At 68.1% G+C, this 19,365-nt stretch carries 18 protein-coding genes; 11 read left to right on the top strand and 7 right to left on the bottom strand.

What is annotated here, in order from left to right; translation table 11 throughout:
- Positions 1-176: 176 nt before the first annotated feature.
- A complete protein-coding gene (locus tag VG556_RS06165) occupies positions 177-1,673 on the bottom strand; it encodes an aldehyde dehydrogenase (RefSeq protein WP_032961594.1) in 1,497 nt (498 codons plus the stop codon).
- A gap of 103 nt (positions 1,674-1,776) precedes the next feature.
- Between VG556_RS06165 and VG556_RS06160 the strand changes: the two genes are divergently transcribed.
- The 6 genes from VG556_RS06160 to VG556_RS06135 all read left to right on the top strand — a co-directional run bounded on the left by VG556_RS06160 (position 1,777) and on the right by VG556_RS06135 (position 7,997).
- Positions 1,777-3,129: an aspartate aminotransferase family protein gene (locus VG556_RS06160; RefSeq protein ID WP_100449698.1), complete on the top strand. Its 1,353-nt coding sequence runs from the start codon at positions 1,777-1,779 to the stop codon at positions 3,127-3,129.
- A gap of 63 nt (positions 3,130-3,192) precedes the next feature.
- On the top strand, positions 3,193-4,071 hold the full coding sequence (locus tag VG556_RS06155; RefSeq protein WP_049419089.1) for a hypothetical protein: 879 nt from the start codon (positions 3,193-3,195) through the stop codon (positions 4,069-4,071).
- A gap of 118 nt (positions 4,072-4,189) precedes the next feature.
- The gene (locus VG556_RS06150; RefSeq protein ID WP_049405926.1) at positions 4,190-5,476 is read left to right on the top strand and encodes a DUF445 domain-containing protein; all 1,287 of its coding nucleotides are present in this window, start codon (positions 4,190-4,192) and stop codon (positions 5,474-5,476) included.
- Between the two features lie 246 nt (positions 5,477-5,722).
- Positions 5,723-6,037, top strand: coding sequence for a DUF3649 domain-containing protein (locus tag VG556_RS06145; protein WP_100449697.1), 315 nt, complete (start codon positions 5,723-5,725; stop codon positions 6,035-6,037).
- Entirely contained in the window at positions 6,034-7,671 is a 1,638-nt protein-coding gene (locus VG556_RS06140; protein WP_100449696.1) for a PepSY-associated TM helix domain-containing protein, read from the top strand. The genes VG556_RS06145 and VG556_RS06140 overlap by 4 nt, the downstream gene beginning before the upstream one ends.
- On the top strand, positions 7,668-7,997 hold the full coding sequence (locus tag VG556_RS06135; RefSeq protein WP_032961601.1) for a DUF3325 domain-containing protein: 330 nt from the start codon (positions 7,668-7,670) through the stop codon (positions 7,995-7,997). Before VG556_RS06140 ends, VG556_RS06135 begins: the two co-directional genes overlap by 4 nt.
- 120 nt (positions 7,998-8,117) lie before the next feature.
- On the opposite strand, the gene rlmKL is transcribed toward VG556_RS06135, so the two are convergent.
- Together rlmKL and VG556_RS06125 are read right to left on the bottom strand one after the other, a co-directional pair.
- Entirely contained in the window at positions 8,118-10,256 is a 2,139-nt protein-coding gene (gene rlmKL / locus VG556_RS06130; RefSeq protein ID WP_100449695.1) for a bifunctional 23S rRNA (guanine(2069)-N(7))-methyltransferase RlmK/23S rRNA (guanine(2445)-N(2))-methyltransferase RlmL, read from the bottom strand.
- A 145-nt stretch (positions 10,257-10,401) separates the two neighbouring features.
- Positions 10,402-10,929 carry an alpha/beta hydrolase gene (locus tag VG556_RS06125; RefSeq protein WP_032961606.1) on the bottom strand — a complete coding sequence of 176 codons (528 nt, stop codon included), beginning with the start codon at positions 10,927-10,929 and terminating at the stop codon, positions 10,402-10,404.
- Positions 10,930-11,001: 72 nt separating this feature from the next.
- On the opposite strand from VG556_RS06125, the gene VG556_RS06120 reads away from it, so the two are divergent.
- Positions 11,002-11,568 carry an N-acetylmuramoyl-L-alanine amidase gene (locus VG556_RS06120; RefSeq protein WP_053495474.1) on the top strand — a complete coding sequence of 189 codons (567 nt, stop codon included), beginning with the start codon at positions 11,002-11,004 and terminating at the stop codon, positions 11,566-11,568.
- A gap of 250 nt (positions 11,569-11,818) precedes the next feature.
- Here the strand turns inward: VG556_RS06120 and VG556_RS06115 are convergent, their stop codons facing one another.
- The 3 genes from VG556_RS06115 to VG556_RS06105 form a co-directional block, all read right to left on the bottom strand.
- Positions 11,819-12,721: a sulfurtransferase gene (locus VG556_RS06115; protein WP_100449694.1), complete on the bottom strand. Its 903-nt coding sequence runs from the start codon at positions 12,719-12,721 to the stop codon at positions 11,819-11,821.
- On the bottom strand, positions 12,718-13,521 hold the full coding sequence (locus VG556_RS06110; protein WP_053495261.1) for a CoA pyrophosphatase: 804 nt from the start codon (positions 13,519-13,521) through the stop codon (positions 12,718-12,720). Before VG556_RS06110 ends, VG556_RS06115 begins: the two co-directional genes overlap by 4 nt.
- A gap of 177 nt (positions 13,522-13,698) precedes the next feature.
- Positions 13,699-14,400 (bottom strand): FKBP-type peptidyl-prolyl cis-trans isomerase N-terminal domain-containing protein, encoded by a 702-nt coding sequence (locus VG556_RS06105; protein ID WP_014646545.1) that lies wholly within the window; start codon positions 14,398-14,400, stop codon positions 13,699-13,701.
- Between the two features lie 167 nt (positions 14,401-14,567).
- Between VG556_RS06105 and VG556_RS06100 the strand changes: the two genes are divergently transcribed.
- From VG556_RS06100 to nth, 3 genes are read left to right on the top strand one after another with little or no spacing between them, the layout of a single operon-like run.
- Positions 14,568-15,350 (top strand): enoyl-CoA hydratase/isomerase family protein, encoded by a 783-nt coding sequence (locus VG556_RS06100; protein WP_100449693.1) that lies wholly within the window; start codon positions 14,568-14,570, stop codon positions 15,348-15,350.
- A 4-nt stretch (positions 15,351-15,354) separates the two neighbouring features.
- Positions 15,355-15,708: a hypothetical protein gene (locus VG556_RS06095; protein ID WP_100449692.1), complete on the top strand. Its 354-nt coding sequence runs from the start codon at positions 15,355-15,357 to the stop codon at positions 15,706-15,708.
- A complete protein-coding gene (gene nth, locus VG556_RS06090; RefSeq protein WP_100449691.1) occupies positions 15,708-16,400 on the top strand; it encodes an endonuclease III in 693 nt (230 codons plus the stop codon). The genes VG556_RS06095 and nth overlap by 1 nt, the downstream gene beginning before the upstream one ends.
- 81 nt (positions 16,401-16,481) lie before the next feature.
- Here the strand turns inward: nth and VG556_RS06085 are convergent, their stop codons facing one another.
- Positions 16,482-17,714 (bottom strand): porin, encoded by a 1,233-nt coding sequence (locus tag VG556_RS06085; protein WP_014646541.1) that lies wholly within the window; start codon positions 17,712-17,714, stop codon positions 16,482-16,484.
- A 554-nt stretch (positions 17,715-18,268) separates the two neighbouring features.
- Between VG556_RS06085 and pstS the strand changes: the two genes are divergently transcribed.
- Positions 18,269-19,285: a phosphate ABC transporter substrate-binding protein PstS gene (gene pstS, locus VG556_RS06080; RefSeq protein ID WP_014646540.1), complete on the top strand. Its 1,017-nt coding sequence runs from the start codon at positions 18,269-18,271 to the stop codon at positions 19,283-19,285.
- Positions 19,286-19,365 lie beyond the last annotated feature (80 nt).

The raw sequence follows: 19,365 nt of genomic DNA, 5'->3' as shown, positions 1-19,365 counted from the left end.
GCCCGATTCTGCCACGGGCCGGTGGCCGCACGGGACGATGGTTTCAGCCGACACCGATGCCAACGAGGGTGGCAGGCGCCATTGTTCTGCAGGTCCTCGCCCCTGCTCGACCACATTCCACGAAATGCAGCCGAGCATCGGCTCGGCTCTACATGTGGGCGCAAGCCCCGACGCCGTTACAGCTGGATCCAGGTGGCCTTGATCTCGCTGTACTTGTCGAACGCATGCAGCGATTTGTCGCGCCCATTGCCGGACTGCTTGTAGCCACCGAACGGGGCGGTCATGTCACCGCCATCCCAGCCGTTCACCCAGACGCTGCCGGCGCGCAGCTGGCGTGCGACGCGGTGGGCGCGGCCCAGATCGCGCGTCCACAGGCCGGCGGCGAGGCCGTAGCGGCTGTCATTGGCCAGGCGCACCGCTTCGGCTTCGTCGTCAAAGCCGAGCACCGCCAGCACCGGCCCGAATACTTCCTCGCGCGCCAATGCCTGGTCGGGGCTCACCTGATCGAACACCGTGGGCTGCACATAACAACCGCCCGCCTCGACATCGGCGCGATGACCGCCCAGCAGCAGGCGGGCGCCCTCGCTTTCGGCACGCACGATATCCCCCATCACCTTGTCCAGATGCGCGGCATCCACCAGCGCGCCCATCGGTGCGTCGGCGTCAAGCGGGTGGCGCGGCTGCATGTGCTGGCCGTAGGCAACCACCTGGTGCACGAAATCCTCGCGGATCGAGCGCTGCACCAGCAGCCGTGACCCGGCAGTACAGACCTCGCCCTGGTTGAAGAAGATGCCCCGTGCCACCGCCTTCGCAGCGGCATCCAGATCGGGGGCATCGGCAAACACCACGTGCGGGCTCTTGCCACCACACTCCAGCCAGACCCGCTTGAGGTTGGACCGCCCTGAATACTGCAGCAGCCGCGCGCCGGTGGCCGTGGAGCCGGTGAACGCCAGCACGTCCACATCCATGTGCAGGGCCAACGGCTCACCGACGCGCGCACCGTGGCCCGGCAGCACGTTCAGCACGCCCTCCGGCAGGCCCGCTTCGGCGGCCAGCGCCGCCAGCCGCAACGCACTCAGGGGCGAGCGCTCGGAAGGCTTGAGCACCACCGAGTTGCCCATGGCCAATGCAGGCGCGATCTTCCAGCACGCCATCAGCAACGGGAAATTCCACGGCACGATCGCCGCCACCACGCCGGCGGGCTCGCGCGTGACCAGGCCCAGCTCATGCGGGCCGGTGGGCGCGACCTCACCGTACAGCTTGTCCACCGCTTCGGCCGTCCAGCGCAGGCAGCGCACCGCGCCGGGCAGGTCGATACGACGCGCATCACGCACCGGCTTGCCCATGTCCAGGGTTTCCAGCAGGGCCAGCTCGTCCGCGTGTTTTTCCACCAACGCCGCCAACGCCAGCAGCACGCGCTTGCGATGGGCCGGGCTGGCCTGTGACCAGTGGCCCGCATCGAAGGCACGCCGCGCCGCGCCCACTGCGCGCTCCACGTCCTGTGCATCGCAGTCGGCGACCACCCCCAGCACGCGACCATCAATCGGGCTGATGCAGTCGAAGCGCGCGCCGCTGGCAGCGTCGGTGTAACGACCCTCGATAAAGGCCTGTCCGGGTATCGAAAGCTGCTGGGCCAGCGCCTGCCAGTGGCTGCGGTCGGGAAAGTCGGCCATGTCGGGCTCCTCGGAACAGTTTCCCCGGTTATACCGGCGCGGCCGCGACTCCACCGTGACGTGGCTGCGCTACATTTCCCCCATCGGACCCGATGGAGCTGGCATGAAGCGTTCCGCGAGCGACCTGCACGATCTGGCCACCCGACGCCCGGAGTCATTGGAGGCGTACTGGATGCCGTTCACCGCCAACCGCCACTTCAAGGCCGCGCCGCGTGTGCTGGTGCGTGCCGAGGGCATGCACTACGAGGATGTCGACGGCCGCCAGATCCTCGATGGCACCGCCGGCCTCTGGTGCTGCAACGCGGGCCATGCACGGCCGCGCATCGTCGAGGCCATCGTCGAGCAGGCGCGCACGCTCGACTATTCGCCGGCCTTCCAGATGGGCTCGCCGCCGGCCTTCGCCCTGGCGCAGCGGCTGGCCGCCTTGGCGCCGGGCCCGCTCAACCATGTGTTCTTCACCAGCTCCGGTTCCGAGGCGGTGGATACCGCGATGAAGATCGTGCTGGCCTACCACCGCCAGCGCGGCGAGGGCCAGCGCACGCGCTTCATCAGCCGCGAGAAGGCCTACCACGGGGTGGGTTTCGGCGGCATGGCGCTGGGCGGGCTGCCCAACAACCGCAAGCCGTTCGGCCTGCAGCTGGGCGGCGTCGACTACCTGCGCCACACCCTGGACCTGCCGCGCAACGCGTTCAGCAAGGGCCTGCCACGCCAGGGCGCGGAGCTGGCCGATGACCTGGAACGGCTGATCGCGCTGCATGATGCCTCGACGATTGCCGCCGTATTCGTCGAACCCATTGCCGGCTCGGCCGGGGTGATCCTGCCCGCACCGGGTTACCTGCAGCGCCTGCGCGAACTGTGCGACCAGCACGGCATCCTGCTGGTGTTCGACGAGGTCATCACCGGTTTCGGCCGGGTTGGGATGCCCTTCGCCGCGCAGCGCTTCGGGGTCACCCCGGACCTGCTGACCTTCGCCAAGGCGGTCAGCAACGGCGCGGTACCGCTGGGTGGCGTGCTGGCCAGCGACGCCGTGCATGCAACCCTGATGCAGGCACCACCACAGGCCATCGAGCTTTTCCATGGCTATACCTGTTCGGGGCACCCGCTGGCCTGCGCCGCGGCGCTGGCGACGCTGGAGGTCTATGCCGAGGAGCGTCTGTTCGAGCGCGCCATCGAGCTGGGCGAATACTGGCAGGAACGACTGCATGCGCTGCAGGGCCTGCCCAACGTGATCGACATCCGCAACTTCGGCCTGGTCGGCGCGGTTGAGCTGGCGCCTCGCCGCGATGCGCCGGGCAGCCGGGGCTACGAGGTCTACCGGCGCTGCTTCCACGACGGCCGACTGCTGGTGCGGTGCACCGGCGACATCATCGCGCTGTCGCCGCCGCTGATCGTGGACAAGGCGCAGATCGACCAGATCACCGGCACCCTGGGCGAGATGATCCGGGCCACCGCCTGAGCCCGGGCCGGTGGTGGCGAGCGGGTACAATGGGCGGTTCCGCTCCTGCTCGCTGCCGTGCCCATGGATATCGTCGTCAAAGAAGAACTCAAGGCCTACATCGACCCGCTGACCGCGGACGAACATGACGCGCTGGAGCGCAGCATCCTGGCCGAAGGCTGCCGCGATGCGCTGGTGTTGTGGGGGAATGTACTGGTCGATGGCCATAACCGTTTCGGCATCTGCCAGAAGCATGGCCTGCCCTTCAATACCGTGCAGAACACCCGCTTCCAGAGCATGGAAGACGTGCACCTGTGGATGATCGAACAGCATCTGGGCCGCCGCAGCGTGTCCGACTTCCAGCGCGGCGTGCTGGCGCTGCGCAAGCGCGACATCCTGGCCGCCCGCAAGCAGGTCGAGCAGGCGCAGCTGCAGCGCGAGAGCGATGGCACCGCCGACGTCGCCGATGAGACCAGTGAAGACAGCCCGCCGTGGGAACCGGCACCGAAGATCAGCCGCGCCGAGCTGGCGCGCGAAGCCAAGCTGAGCACCAGCCAGGTCGGCATGATCGAGCGCATCCACGCCCAGGCCGCCGCCGAGGTGGTGGAAGCGGTCAAGGCCGGCGTGATCTCGATCAGCGCCGCCGCCGCCGTGGCCGACCTGCCGGAAGAAGAGCAGCGCGCCGCCGCCGCCGGTGGCAAGGACGAGCTGAAGCAGGCCGCCAAGCGCGTGCGCGAGTCCAAGCGCAAGCCGCGCGCACCGAAGCCGGAAGCGGCCGAGATGGACTTCGAGGAACCGGACGAGGAGCAGATCGCCAGCCGCGACGCCGAGGTGCTGTCGGCGCTGGAACAACTGGGCGAGGATGCCCCGGCACTGCGCCGCCGCGTCGTCGCGCTGACCCGCGAGAACGACACCCTGCGCGCGCAGCTGGCTGCGTTGCGCAAGCAACTGGAAGCGCTCTGAACCAGCGGGTAGTGCCGGCCGCTGGCCGGCAACCCCATGAACGTTCCGCGTGCGTAGCGGATGCCGGCCAGCGGCCGGCACTACCAGATGCTCATGCCGTGCCGGTTAGACTTCCGGCATGACGCCTGCCCACGATCCGCGCCGCGCTCAGCTGCGACGCCTGAAAGCCCTCGCACTGGGCCTGCTGCTGTTGATGCTGGCCGGATTCGCGGTCAGCCACTGGCAGGGCGAACGCGGCATCTGGGCCTGGGTCTCGGCGTTCTGCGAGGCCGCAGCCGTGGGCGCACTGGCCGACTGGTTCGCCGTCGTCGCGCTGTTCCGGCGCCCGATGGGCCTGCCGATTCCGCACACTGCGATCATCCCGCGCAGCAAGGAACGCATCGGCGACAGCCTCGCCCTGTTCGTGCGTGACCAGTTCCTGGAACCGCAGGTGCTGCTGGCCAAGCTGCAGGTGTTCGATCCGGCCAGCCGCCTCGGCAGTTGGCTGGCCGACCCGGCGCGCTCGCGGATGCTGGCCGACATGGCACGCGGCTGGGCCCTGCAGGCACTGGACTTCTTCGACGAGACAGCGGTGCGCCGGCAGCTGCATGCGTTCGTGGTGCAGCAGCTGCGGCAGTGGAATGCCGCCGCCACCGCCGGTGAGCTGCTGGCCCTGCTGACCGCCGACGGGCGCCACCAGCGCGTGCTGGACGAGGGCCTGCAGCGGCTCGGCCGCTGGCTGGAACAGCCAGAAGTGAAGGAACGCGCCTCGCAGCTGATCGTGCGCTACATCCAGCGCGAATGGCCGACGCTCTCGAGCACGGTGAACTGGGTGAAGCCGATCGATGAGATCGGCGACAGCCTGGCCGAGCGCCTGGCGCGGGCGGTGCTGGAAGAACTGCAGCAGGTACTGGCCGAGCCGCAGCATCCGCTGCGCCAGGACTACGAGACCTGGCTGCAGAACTACGTGCAGCGCCTGCGCGAGGACCCGGCCCTGGCCGAGCGCATCGAACAGCTCAAGCAGGAAATGATCGACCACCCCGCCCTGCAGGACTATGTGCAAGGGCTGTGGGCGCGCATCCACGCCAGCCTGCGTGACGACCTGCAGCGCGAGGACTCGGCGCTGGTCGGACACCTGCAGCGCAGCCTCGCCTCACTGGGCGCCAGCCTGCAGGCCGACCCGGCCCTGCGCGAGGCCCTCAACCAGCACCTGCTGGAAGGTGCGCAACGCCTGACCGGCCGTCTGCGCGAGGGTGTGACCACGCATATCGCGCAGACCGTGAAGGGCTGGGACGAGCGGCATCTGGTCGAACAGCTGGAACTGAGCGTGGGCCGCGACCTGCAGTTCATCCGCTTCAACGGCACGCTGGTGGGTGGGCTGATCGGCCTGTTGCTGCATGCGGCGACAGTGGTGTTCAGGTTCTAGGCCTCGGTGCGCCCCCGGATCATCATGCTTGATTCATAAAATGCGAATGCCTATCATTTACTGATCGGTTTGTACGCTTAGCCAAGCGGGCGCGGAAGACGCGCCCATCGCCCGTGTACATCCCCGACCTCTGGATTGCCCGCCTGCGCGGGCAGTGCTTCGTCGATGGGACACGCTGGGCGACATGCGCAGGGCGCAAGGGGGCCGCGGACGCGTTCCATCCCCTCCCCTACCTGCAGGAACGCCGTGGACCGCTCGCCCGCAACCGCCAGCCCCCGCACCTTCTTCTCCAATCCACGCTGGGGCGTGCTGTCACGCTCGCTGGCCGCGATCTTCGGCGGCTACGCGCTGGCTTCGGCCACCAGCGTGTTCTGCGCGGTGGCACTGCCCGGTGCGCGCGGCCAGGCCGTGCTGACCGGCATGCTGCTGGCCATCCTGGTAGCCGCGTGCGCAGCGCTGTGGGCGTTCGCGACCCGCAGCGCGCTGCGCGCCTGGGTGGGCATCCTCGCGCCCGCGCTGCTGATGGCCGCCGTTGCGCGCCTGCTGGGGGCCTGGGCATGAAGAACGGCTTCCGCCAGTCGATGGCCTGGCTGCACACCTGGACCGGTCTGCTGGTCGGCTGGTTGCTGCTGCTGATCTTCATGGCCGGCACGGCCAGCTACTACCGCGAGGAAATCAGCCGCTGGATGCGACCGGAACTTCCGTCCAGCCAGGTCAGCATCGATGTCGCCGCGCAGCGCGCCGTGGATTACCTGCAGGCCAATGCGGCGCAGGCCGGGAACTGGTTCGTCACCCTGCCGCAGCCGCGCAACCCGGCCATGCAGATGTTCTGGCGGTTGCCACCGGAGCTGGCCGATCCCAGTCGCGGCCGTCGCGGTGGCTTCGGCGAAGCCACGCTGGACCCGAATACCGGCCAGGCACTGAAGGCACGCGAAACGCGGGGCGGTGATTTCTTCTACCGCCTGCATTTCGACCTGCACTACATCCCGGTGCTGTGGGCGCGCTACCTGGTCGGCTTCTGCGCGATGTTCATGCTGGTGGCGATCATCACCGGCGTCATCACCCACAAGAAAATCTTCAAGGACTTCTTCACCTTCCGCAAGGACAAGGGCCTGCGTTCCTGGCTTGATTTCCACAACGTCAGCGCGGTGATGGCCCTGCCCTACCACGCGATGATCACCTACACCGGCATCGTCACCCTGATGGTCATGTACCTGCCGTGGGGGGTGAAAGTCGCCTACCCGCAGGACGAAGACAAGTTCTTCAGCGAAGCCTTCGGCGGCATGCCGGAGGTGACCGCGCCGGCCGAAGGACGCGCCACGCCGCTGCCGATCGCGCAGCTGCTGGACAGCGCACGTGCGCACTGGCACGGCGTGGAAGTGGCCGGCTTCACCGTGTCCAACCCGGGGGCGGCCAATGCGGTGATCGACATCCGCCAACGCGACGGCAAGCGCCTGTCCACCGACACTCCCGCCGTTCGCTACGACATGGTCAACGGCACGTTGCTGGAGGAAACGCCTCCATCCGGCGGCGCCACCGCCACCCGTGGCGTGCTGTACGGCCTGCACCTGGCGCGCTTCGCCGATTGGGGCCTGCGTGCACTGTTCTTCCTGTCCGGCCTGGTCGGCTGCCTGATGGTGGCCAGCGGCGTGGTGCTGTGGGCGGTGAAGGAACGGCCCAGGCATGCCAAGAGCGGCCGCACCGGCTTCGGCCTGCGCCTGGTCGATGCGCTGAACATCGGCACCGTGGCCGGCCTGCCGATCGCTTTCGCGGCCTACTTCTGGGGCAACCGCCTGCTGCCACTGGACATCGCCGGGCGCGCGAGTGCGGAGGCCAACGTGTTCTTCTACGCCTGGGGCGGCGCGCTGCTGGCCGCCTTCATCTGGCCGAAGCGGATGATGTGGGCGTGGCAGCTGTACCTGGGTGCGGCTGCGTTCGCGCTGGTACCGGTGGTCAACGCGCTGACCACGCACGCGCATCTTGGCATCACACTGCGCAGCGGTGACTGGGTACTGGCTGGCGTCGATCTGTCGATGATCGCGTTCGGTGCGATGCTGGCGCTGTGCGGCTGGCGCATGCAGCGCTGGACGCCACCGCTGAGCGCGGCCGAGAAGAAGAAGCGCGCCGCCGCCGCAGCAGCACCCAGGGCCCCGGTGGACGCTGCGGAAACCGCCGAAGCGGAGGCCAGCGCATGATGCTGCTGGCACTGGCCCTGTCGTTCTCCGCGTTCACCGCGTTGTCGCTGGCGATGGAAAAGCACCAGCACGACCTGCACGGCAGGGCCGCAGCCACGCCCGCACGGCGCACCCAGTGGCGCGTGCTGGGCTGGGCCCTGCTGACGGTGGCGTTCGCGCTGTGCGTGATCGACCACGGCTGGGCGATGGGCCCGGTGCTGTGGCTGGGCACGATGACACTGGGCGGTCTGGCGCTGTCGTTCGGGCTGTACCCGTACCGGCCGAAGTGGATCGCGGCGTTGGCGATCGTGCTGCCGGTGCTGGGGCTGGTGGTGGCGGTGCTGTAGCCGGGCCACCGGGGTCGGATCCCTTTCGCGAAGCGCAAGGGCTCTGACCCCTGGTGCGTAGATCCGGATGGGGTCAGAGCCCCTGCGCTTCGCGCAGGGGATCCGACCCCGGGCGTCGCGTTACCCCAACCGCTTCAATTCCCACGCGCGGTGGATGCGCGCGTTGCGCTCGAAGTCCGGGCCGATGGTGCGCGCGGTGATCTCGCGGCACTGGGCGAATTCGGCGATGGCGTTCTCTTCCAGCTTGAAGCGGCGGAAATTGTTGGAGAAGTACAGCACGCCGCCCGGCGCCAGCCGCGCCACGGCTGCACGCAGCAGCTTGATCTGCTCGCGCTGCACGTCGAAGTCATCGGCGCGCGCGGAGTTGGAGAAGGTCGGCGGGTCACAGAAGATCACGTCGTACTGGCCACGGTCGCCCTCCAGCCACGCCATCGCGTCGGCCTGCACCAGCAGGTGCTGGTTGCCGCCCTGCCCGTTCAACGCCAGGTTGTCGTAGCACCACTGCAGGTAGGTCGCCGACAGATCGACGCTGGTGGTGCTGGCGGCACCGGCCACCGCCGCCTGCACGCTGGCCACGCCGGTGTAGCAGAACAGGTTGAGGAAGCGCTTGCCACGTACCTGCTCGGCCATCATCCGGCGCAGCGGGCGGTGGTCGAGGAACAGGCCGGTGTCCAGGTAGTCGAACAGATTCACCTGCAGCAGTGCATTGTTCTCGCGCACCACGATGAATTCGTCACGCTGCTCGAAGCGGCCGTACTTGCTGCCGCCCTTGCCGCGCTCGCGCGACTTCATCGAGACCTGCTCGGGCGGCACGCCGAACACTTCGCGCGCAGCGGCCAGCAGCTCGTTGCGGCGGCGGCGCACGTCGTTCTCGGGAATGGCAGCCGGTGCGGCGTATTCCTGCACGTGCAGGAAGGTACGGCGCTTGCCGCCGTCTTCCTCGTAGACGTCGATGGCGGCCGCGTACTCCGGCAGGTCGGCGTCATAGGCGCGGAAGCAGGTGATGTCTTCGCGGGCACGCCAGCTCTTGAACTTCTTCAGGTTCTTGCGCAGGCGGTTGGCCACCATCTGCGCGCCTTCGCTCAGCTCGCGCGGCTGTGCCGGATCACGGCCCGGCACGGCGATCGGGTCGCAGACGATCAGCGCACACTCCAGCGCACCATTGAACATCTGGTACTTCTTGCCGGCGCGCAGGCCGGTGGCGAAGGCCAGTTCGTCGTTGCCGCACAGCAGGCTGGCGCGCCACTGCGGCACCGCCTTCTGCAGGGCGTTGCCCAGCGCGCGGTACAGCGCCGGATCGGCGGCCAGGCGTTCGTCGTACGGCGGGTTGCAGACCACCGCACCGATCTCCTGTTCCGGCGCGGCCAGGTCGGCCACGTCGGCGCGGGTGAAGCGGATCGCGTGGGCGACGCCCGCGACCTCGGCGTTCTCGCGTGCCGCCTGGATCGCGGTCGGATCGATGTCGCTGCCGTGGATGACTGGCTTCAGCGCGGCCAGGCCGGCCGCTTCGCGCTCACGTGCTTCGCTCTGGATGGACTTCCAGGCGGCCTTGTCGAAGCCCAGCCAGCGGCTCGGCGGCAGGCTGCCATGACGCATCAGGCCGGGAGCGACGTCGGCGGCCATCAGCGCACCTTCGATCAGCAGGGTACCGCTGCCGCACATCGGATCCAGCAGGCCACCACCGGCAGCGTGCAGGCGCGGCCATTGCGCGCGCAGCAGCAGCGCGGCGGCCAGGTTTTCCTTCAGCGGTGCCTCGTGGGCAGCACCACGCCAGCCACGGCGATGCAGCGGGCCGCCGCCGAGATCGATCGACAACGAGGCACGGCCCTTGCGCAGCAACAGGTTGACGCGCACGTCGGGCAGATCGGTGTTGACCGAGGGGCGTTCCAGGCCTTCATCGCGCATGCGGTCGACGATGGCGTCCTTGATCCGCTGCGCGGCGAAGCGGGCGTGGGTGATCTTGTCGCCGGACACGTGCGCGTCCACCGCCAGGGTCATCTCCGGCGTGATGTGCTCGTGCCACGGCAGCGCACGCACGCCGTCGTACAGGGCCTGCTCATCCGGGCACTCGAACTCGTCGATGGGCCACAGCACGCGGCTGGCCAGGCGCGACCACATCACGATCCGCAGCGCCTGCGCCAGTTCGCCCTCGGCGTTGACGCCGGCAATGGTGGCAGTGGCCTTGCCAAGGCCCAGGGCCGACAGTTCATCGGCAAGCAGGTATTCCAGGCCCTTGGCGCAGGAGACGAAGAATTTCACGGGATCGGTTCGCAGGTGGTCGGGCGCGGCACAGGGGCCGGGCCGGTCGGAAAGGAGGGCCGTAGGCACGGCCGGCAGGCCCGCGCCGGGGGCGGCGGGGCTGCCATTGTAGTCAATGCGGGCGGGCGCGCCGTGCGCCCGGGCTTCACAGTTGCCGCAGCAAGCGTTCGAAGGCCTGCGCGGAAGCCTCCACGTGGCGCTCGAGGCGGTGGCCGTCGTCGACCAGCAGCAGCTGCGCCGAGCGCGCCTGCGCCCACGCGATCACTCCCGCTGCTGGCACCACGTCGTCATGCCAGGCCTGGACCACGGTGGTCGGCACGGCGGCGGCGTCCAGCGCCGGCATCGGGCCCATCGTGGTCGGCGGCACCATCAGGAACAGGCCGGCCACCGGTACCTGCAACGAGGCGATGGCGGAAATGTAGGCGCCCAGGCTGGAGCCGGCCAGCACCACCGGCCCCTGCCGGGCCGCGATGGCGGCGCGCTCGACCAGGCGGCGCAGGCGGGTCGGCACGTCGCCTACCCGGCTGACCTCGCTCATCGCGTCCAGGTCGGTGTAGTCCGGGCGCTCATGGGTCCAGCCCAGGCGCTGCGCCACGTCGGCCAGCGCGGTGACCTTGGTCGCTTCCGGGCCGCTCTCGAAGCCATGCGACAGGATGCAGTGGCCGCGGCTCATGCACGTGCTCCGTGCGAGCGGGCCAACGAGGAAAGAGAAGGCAGGTTCATGCCGCAATGCTAGCATCGCCGGATGCCCAACCCGCTCCTGCCCGGCCTGCAGCTGCAGCCCCTGCCCTACGAAGACCGTCTGCCGCTGCGCGACCCGGCCACGCTGGAGATGGTGGTGATCCACTGCACCGAACTGCCCGATCTGGCGATGGCCCGCGAGTACGGCGAGCGTGTGCTGTACGACAGCGGTGCCGGCAACAGCGGGCACTTCTACATCGACCGCGATGGCAGCGTGGTGCAGTACGTGGCACCGGAACGCGTGGCCCACCACGTGCGCGGCATGAACGCGCATACGCTGGGCATCGAGCTGGTCAATACCGGGCGCTATCCGGACTGGTTCGACAGCCGCCACCAGGCGATGGACGAGGCCTACACCGAGGCACAGCTGCAGGCGCTGGAACAGCTGCTGCTGGCGCTGGTGGCGCACTACCCGTCGCTGCGACGGATTGCCGGGCATGACCAGCTGGACCTGGAACGGGTGCCGGCCAGCGACGATGCGACGTTGACGGTGGCGCGCAAGCGCGATCCGGGGCCGCTGTTCCCGTGGGCGCGGGTGCTGGCGAAGGTGCCGTTGCAGCCGGTTGGGTAAGCGGCAGGGCTGCGCCCTGCACCCGCAGAGGCAACGGCAACGTCAAGAGCTGGCATTCCGTGGGATGGCGGGGTGGGTCCGGTTGCGGACACCCCCGCAACCGGACCCACCCCGCCTTCGACAGTTCTCCGCGGTCCTTCGAATCGACACGGGGTCGGATCCCGTTGCTACGCAACGGGCTCTGACCCGATTTTCGGTTGATGGGGTCAGAACCGTTCTCCGTTGGAAAACGGATCCGACCCCGCGCGGCTCAGGCGCCGGTCGCCACCGGGCGGCTGCTGTCGCTGACCCACCCGCTCCAGGAGTCGGCGTAGATGCGCGCGCCGGACAGGCCCGCCGTTTCCATCGCCAGCAGCAGATGGCAGGCGGTCACGCCGGAGCCGCACATCAGCACCACCTGCTGCGGATCGCGGTTGCCGATCACGCCCTGCAGTTCGGCGCGCAGCGCCTGTGGGTCGCGCAGGTGGCCATCGAGTACGTTCAAGGCGAACGGGCGGTTGACCGCGCCCGGCACGTGGCCGGCGATCGGGTCCAGCGGCTCGACGTCACCGCGGAAGCGCTCACCCGCGCGCGCGTCGACCAACCAGCCCGGCGCGTGCTTCAGCCGTGCGCTGATTTCATCGGCGTTGGCGATCTGGGTGGTGTCGAAACGGCCCGGGTAGGCAGGTAACACCGTCACTTCAGTCGGCCCGCTCGCCAGCGCGTGACCGGCGGCCTGCCAGGCGGCAATACCGCCGTCGAGCACGGCCACCCGGGTGTGCCCGATCAGCCGCAGCAGCCACCACAGGCGCGATGCGGCCATGCTGCCGTCGCTGCCGTCGTAGACCACCACCTGGGTTTCGGGACCGATGCCCCACGTGCCGAGCTTCGCGGCGAACGCATCGCTGTCCGGCAGCGGGTGCCGGCCGTGGCCGCTTCGGGTCAGATCCGACAGATCACGGTTGAGATCGGCATGCACCGCAGTCGGTATGTGCCCTGCCAGATACTGGCCGCCCGCAGCCTGCGGATCGGCCAGCGAAGCACGCGCATCGACCACGCGCACGGCGGTGCTGGCGGTGGCACGCGCGTCGACGACGCGCACGCCTGCGCCCAGCGCAGCGGCAAGGGTGGTGACATCGACCAGGGTGGTCCACGGCGGATCGATCGGCTTCATTGCACTTGCTCCAGGCGACGACGCAGGTTGTAGAGAATGGCGGCGGTCGCGCCCCAGATGCGCTGGCCCGGCCAGCCATACTCCAGGACGTGGCGGACCCGGCCGCGATGAGTGATTTCGACCTGGCGCAGGCTGTCGGGCGCCATCAGATAATCCAGCGGCACCTCGAACACTTCGGCCACTTCGCTGGGCTGCGGCACCGGCACGAAATCCGGATCCACCACCGCCACCACCGGCGTGACCCGGTAGCCGGTGATGGTGACGAAGGGATCGAGATACCCCAGCGCCTGCACCTGGCCGGGCGCCAATGCGATTTCTTCCTGGCTCTCGCGCAGCGCGGCCGCCAATGCGTCGCGGTCATCGGGCTCGGTGCGGCCGCCGGGGAATCCGACCTGGCCCCCGTGCGTGCGCAGGGTTTCGGTGCGGCGGGTCAGGATCACCTGTGCGCCGTTGGCGCGCGGGACGATGCCGGCCAGCACCGCAGCCTCCACCGGAGGCCCGGGCGGCAGCAGGTCGATCAGCTCACTGCGGTTCCAGCCGTCGCCGGCCGGCGGTTGGGCCAAGGGGTGCAGCGCGCGCATCAGTCGCTCGTGGTCGGCCAGCGAGCCACGCAGCGATTGCTGCAGTTGTTCGCGCAGGGGCTGCACGCGGTGCAGGATGCGGCTGCGTTCCTCGTTGCTCATCGACGACCACCGCGCGATCTCATCGATATGCCGCGCGCAGCCGGTGCATTGCCGGTGCGGATCCAGCGTGCACACTCCGATGCAGGGACTTGCGACAACACGCGCCGTTTCTTCCATTGTTTGCACCCGGCAACAGTAGCGCGATCGGGCTGAATTTGCGCGGGTGGCCCGGCCCAACGGTAGAGTCGACTGTCAGTCGACGCTCGCGCGCAGCGCGGGCGTTTCACCGCCAAGGGCTGCACAAACAGAAACGCGCCGGTGGGATCACCGGCGCGTTTCGTTTGCTGTTTCGATTTACTTGACGCTGACCAGCTTGATCTCGAACTGCACAGCCACGTTCGGCGGGAACGGGGTGCGCGGGTCGGCACCGTAGGCCTGGTCCGGCGGCAGGGTGACTTCCCACTTCGAGCCGGCCGGCATCTGCAGCAGGGTCTCGCGCATGGCCTTCATTTCAACTTCGCTGACCTTGATCGACGGGATCTGCTGGGCCGGGCGGGCTTCGGTCGGGCGCTGGCCGTACGGGAACGGACCGGCCACTTCCAGCTGCACGGTGCTGGCCTGGGTCGGCTTGGCGCCCTTGCCGGCTTCGATCACGCGGTACTGGACGCCGCTCGGCAGGGACTGCACGCCGGCCTTGGCCTTGTTCGCCGCGATGAACTGATCGCTCTTGGTCTTGTTTTCGGCAGCCGCCTTTTCGTACTCGGCCTTGGCAGCCTGGGCACGGCCCTGCTCGCGCTTCTGGAACGCTTCAACGGCCGGCTTCAGCTGCTCGGCGGTGATCGCCGGCTGCTTCTTGGCGTAGGCATCCTGCAGGCCCTTCACCACCGAGTTGATGTCCAGCTGCTCACCGCGACCGGTCAGCTCCGCCAGGTTGTTGCCGTAGTCGTAACCGAAGTAATAACTCAGCTTGCCCTTCTCGGACGCGATGTCCTGGGCGAAGGCATTGCCCGTCAGGGCCAGGGCCGCGACGGCGACCGCGATAGAACGCAACTTCATCAAACAGTTCTCCAGGGGTGGTAACTCAGGGACGTTCTTCGCCGCCCTGAGGCGACGGGTTAGGATAACGGGCGCAACGTGTAACCGCTACTCACGATGCAGGCTATGACCCGTCTGCGTTTGCAGAGTTCAATATCACTTTTTTTTAACGTTCCAGGAGTTTCCCCGTGGCCGATGCCCTGATCGCTGTTGCCGACGAAGGCGCCATCCGCACCGTGACCGTCCAGCGCCCGGACAAGCTCAATGCCCTGAACGCCGCGACCCTGGAGGCGCTGGCCGATGCCTTCAGGGACGCCGCTGCCGATCCGGAGGTGCGCGTGGTGGTGTTGACCGGAGCGGGCCCGAAGGCCTTCGTGGCCGGTGCCGACATCGCGGAAATGAACACCCTCAGCGCCGTTCAGGGACGTGATTTCTCGCTGCTGGGCCAGGCCCTGATGCGCCAGATCGAACGCATGCCCAAGCCGGTCATCGCACGCGTGAACGGTTTCGCGCTGGGCGGCGGGCTTGAGCTGGCGATGGCGTGCCACCTGCGCATCGCCGCCGATACCGCCAAGGTCGGCCAACCGGAAATCAATCTCGGCCTGATTCCCGGCTTCGGCGGCAGCCAGCGCCTGCTGCGCCTGTGTGGCCGCGCCGCCACCCTGGAGCTGTGCCTGCTGGGGGCGCCGATCAACGCCGCGCGTGCGCTGGAACTGGGCATCGTCAACGAAGTCGTGCCGGCCGACGCGCTGGACAACCGTGTACAGGACGTCGCCCGCCAGCTGGCACGCTCAGCGCCGCTGGCCCTGCGTGGCCTGCTCGACGCGGTGCACGTGGGCGGCGAGTGCAGCCTGGAGGCCGGGCTGGAATACGAAAGTACGCAGTTCGGCCTGCTGTTCGCCACCGAGGACATGCGTGAAGGCACCAGTGCCTTCCTGCAGCGCCGCCCGCCGGCCTTCCAGAACCGCTGACGCCATGGCATCCCGACCCACCCCCGCGCAGTTGTTCGCCCGGGTCCAGGCAGACGATCTCGATGGCGCCCTGCAGGCGGGGCTGATGGACTACGTCGCCCGAGCCGGCGACGAACAGCTGCTGCCTGGCCACCCGGACCTTCCGCAGCGGCTGCAGCAGGCCCAGCAGCAACTGCGTACGGCCTGGGCCGCACGCGAACGCTATCGCGCCCGCGCGGTGCGCCTGGCCCGCCGCGAAGCCGAGCGCGATGCACGTCGCACCCCGCCCCCGGCGCCGGACGTGAAGCCCCCCCTGCCCGCCGCGGCGGCCGCGATTCTCGCCCGGGCCAAGGCCCGCGTCACCGGCAAGGAGCCGTAATGGCCACCGCGAAGAAGACTGCCCGCGCACCGGCGCGGCGCGGCGGCCGCATGCCGCGCGCCGACGTGGTGGAAATGTTCACCCGCCTGCGCGAGCTCAACCCGCACCCGAAGACCGAGCTTGAGTACAGCTCGCCGTTCGAACTGCTGGTGGCCGTGGCGCTGTCCGCCCAGGCCACCGACGTCGGCGTCAACAAGGCCACCCGCCGCCTGTTCCCGGTCGCCAACACGCCGGCGGAGATCCTCGCGCTCGGTGAGGATGGCCTGAAGCCGTACATCGCCACCATCGGGCTGTTCAACGCCAAGGCGAAGAACGTGATCGCCACCTGCGCGATCCTGCTGCAGAAGTACGGCGGCGAAGTGCCGCGCGACCGCGAAGCGCTGGAAGCGCTGCCGGGTGTGGGCCGCAAGACCGCCAACGTGGTGCTCAACACCGCCTTCGGCGAGCCGGTGATGGCGGTGGATACGCATATCTTCCGCGTCTCCAACCGTACCGGCCTGGCCCCCGGCAAGAACGTGCGCGAAGTGGAGGACACGCTGGTGAAGGTGATTCCGGCCGAGTTCCTGCTCGACGCGCACCATTGGCTGATCCTGCATGGCCGCTACGTGTGCAAGGCGCGCAAGCCGGATTGCCCGGGCTGCGTGATCGCCGACCTGTGCCGGTTCAAGGAAAAGACCACAGCCGAGACGTGACGCGGATCGTGTTGTGACGAAACGAAGACGGCGGGCACCAGGCCCGCCGTCCGCGTGTATGGACAAGGGTGCTTCAGGAGATCAGAACGACAGGTCGCCCCAGACGCCGAATTCCTTGGTCTTGTCGTTCTTCTTGTCGCTGGCGTTGGCCAGGTGCGTGTACTTGTACACGGTCGACAGCTTGAGGTTCTTCATGACCGGGAACTCGACGCCGACGTTCCAGTACTTGTCGCTCAGGGTCGGGTCCAGGGTCTTGCTGACGTCGGTGTCATCGTAACGACCGAACACGTTGATGCCGCCGTCGGTCACGCGCACGCTGCCCCACACCGACCAGCCACTGGTCTTGTCGGTGGCAACGGTCAGCACGTTGTTGAGGTTCTTGGCCTGGAAGTACTCGCCGCCGACGCGGAAGTTGCTGTCGGCGTAGGCCACCATCGCGTTGGCGCGGGTGTAGGTGTTCTCGGCGCTCTGGATGTCGGTTTCCTTGCCCAGCTTGCCGCTGTAGCCGCCGACGGCGACCACGAAGTTCTCGTTCGGAGTGTAGGCCACGCGGCCTTCCACGTCCATGCCCTTGCTGCGGGTCGGGTTCTTGTAGCCGGCGCCGGACACGACCGAGACGGCGTAGTTGAAGTTGTTGCCCAGGTTGCCGAAGCCATGCAGGCCCCAGTCGGACGAGTTGCCGTACTTCAGGCGGTCGGTCAGGGTGTTCTCGACATAGCGCATGCCGTAGAACTTCTCGACGTACGGGATCCACGGCATGTCGGCGGCACCGACGCGCAGGTTGAAGGCCGGGTCGAAGCTGCCCTGCACATAGGCCTTCTTGACGAACAGTTCGGTGTTGCCGATGGCCGAGCTGTACTGGAAGTCGGTGGTCAGGTTGGCCGACCAGATGTCGTTGAACTTGTGGTCGACGGTCAGGTAGAAGCGCTTGACGTCCAGGCCGGTGCCGCTGGCGGCGGTGTCCTTGCCGTTGCTGGTCTTGTCGATGTTGGTCAGGTCGAAGAACATGCGACCGCCAATCTTGTTGTCATTGACCAGCTTGGCCAGCTTGTCGACGCTGGTCTGGGTCTTCTGCGCACCTTCCAGGGCCTGCGCCTGGGTGATGTTCACTTCGGACTGCGCGTCGGACTGCGCCTGCAGCGCCTGCGAATCGTTCTGCAACTGCTGGACCTGGGCCTGCAGCGCAGCGATCTGTGCCTGCAGCTGCTGCAACTGTGCCTGGGACACGCCCGAGCTGGCGGGGGCTGCGAAGGCGTCGGCGGAAACCAGACCGAGGCTTGCAACGACCGCGGCGGCGAGCAAATGGGAACGCATTTTGGATTTCTCCAGAGGGTTGGAATGGCTTGGGCAGAACGCCACGCCGGCAGGCCGGTCAAGCGTTTTGCGAACGTTCCGTTAAAACCATGACAGCCGAATGACAGATTGAGCACCAACCACAGATTTCTTCGTGCGGTCATGCGTACGACTCATTTGCGCGCACATGCTTATCGATCCCTTGCGCCCCATGGCGTGGTGTACCGGCGCCGACACGCGGGCAAGCCGCCGGGTCACCCTGGTCCGCACCGCCCGGCTTCGCGCGGATGACGCGGAATCCCTGCGCAACGCCAGGCGCAGACCGCGCGAAGGGAGGCAGCCGTCACCTCATCGGCCACCTATGCAAGGTGACCGCAACCGGCGCCGGCGCACCTCCCTTGTGCCCGCACGACCGCCTCAGCCGCTGCGCGAAACCTTCACGGCCCGCGCTGCGCAAGCGTCAGCCAGCGCTGTAACGGATGCGTCATACAACGGTCCCCGCGCTGTCATCGAACCGTTATGGAATGTGCGCCGGGCGGGTAACCCCGCATTCCAATCAACCCAGGAGCCACCCCGTGATCCACGCCTTCAAGTCGCGCGTTGCCGTTGCCGTCTTCGCAGCGTCGTCCGTGTTCGCCGCCAACGCCGCTGAAATCACCGGCGCGGGCGCCTCGTTCATCTACCCGGTGATGTCGAAGTGGTCGGCCGACTACAACGCTGCCACCAGCAACAAGGTCAACTACCAGTCGATCGGTTCCGGCGGCGGCATTGCGCAGATCAAGGCCAAGACCGTTGATTTCGGCTCTTCCGATGCACCGCTGAAGCCGGAAGAACTGGCCGCCTCGGGCCTGGCCCAGTTCCCGTCGGTGATCGGCGGCGTGGTGCCGGTGGTCAACGTGGCCGGCATCGCCCCGGGCGCACTGAAGCTGGACGGCACCGTGCTGGCCAACATCTTCCTGGGCAAGATCAAGACCTGGAACGACCCGGCCATCGCCGCGCTGAACCCGGGCGTGACCCTGCCGAGCGCCAAGATCACCGTCGTGCACCGCTCGGATGGTTCGGGCACCACCTTCAACTTCGTCAACTACCTGTCCAAGGTCAGCCCGGAGTGGAAGAGCTCGGTCGGTGAAGGCACCTCGGTCCAGTGGCCGGCCGGCATCGGCGGCAAGGGCAACGAAGGCGTTGCTGCCTACGTGAAGCAGATCAAGGGCGGCATCGGCTACGTCGAACTGTCCTACGCACTGCAGAACAAGCTGTCGTACACGGCGATGAAGAACGCTGCCGGCAGGTTCGTGCAGCCGAGCGATGCATCGTTCGCCGCCGCTGCCGCCAGCGCCGACTGGGCCAGCGCCAAGGACTTCTACCTGGTGATGACCAACGCCCCGGGCGCCGAGTCCTGGCCGATCACCGCCACCAACTTCATCCTGGTGCACAAGAAGCCGAAGAACGCTGCCAACGGCAAGGCCACCCAGGAGTTCTTCCGCTGGGTCTACAAGAGCGGCGACGCCCAGGCCCGCCAGCTCGACTACGTGCCGCTGCCGGACAGCCTGGTCCGCCAGATCGAGACCTATTGGTCGCAGAACCTGAAGTAAGCACGTTCCCCCGCAGGAACGGGGCCGGCGGGTCCTCTCTCCCCCGCCGGCCCCAACCGGGCGCGAGATCCTCGAGATCT

The organism is Stenotrophomonas sp. CASM106, from assembly GCF_049384825.1.
Lineage (GTDB): Bacteria > Pseudomonadota > Gammaproteobacteria > Xanthomonadales > Xanthomonadaceae > Stenotrophomonas > Stenotrophomonas muris.
This window is presented reverse-complemented; position numbering and strand designations above follow the sequence as displayed.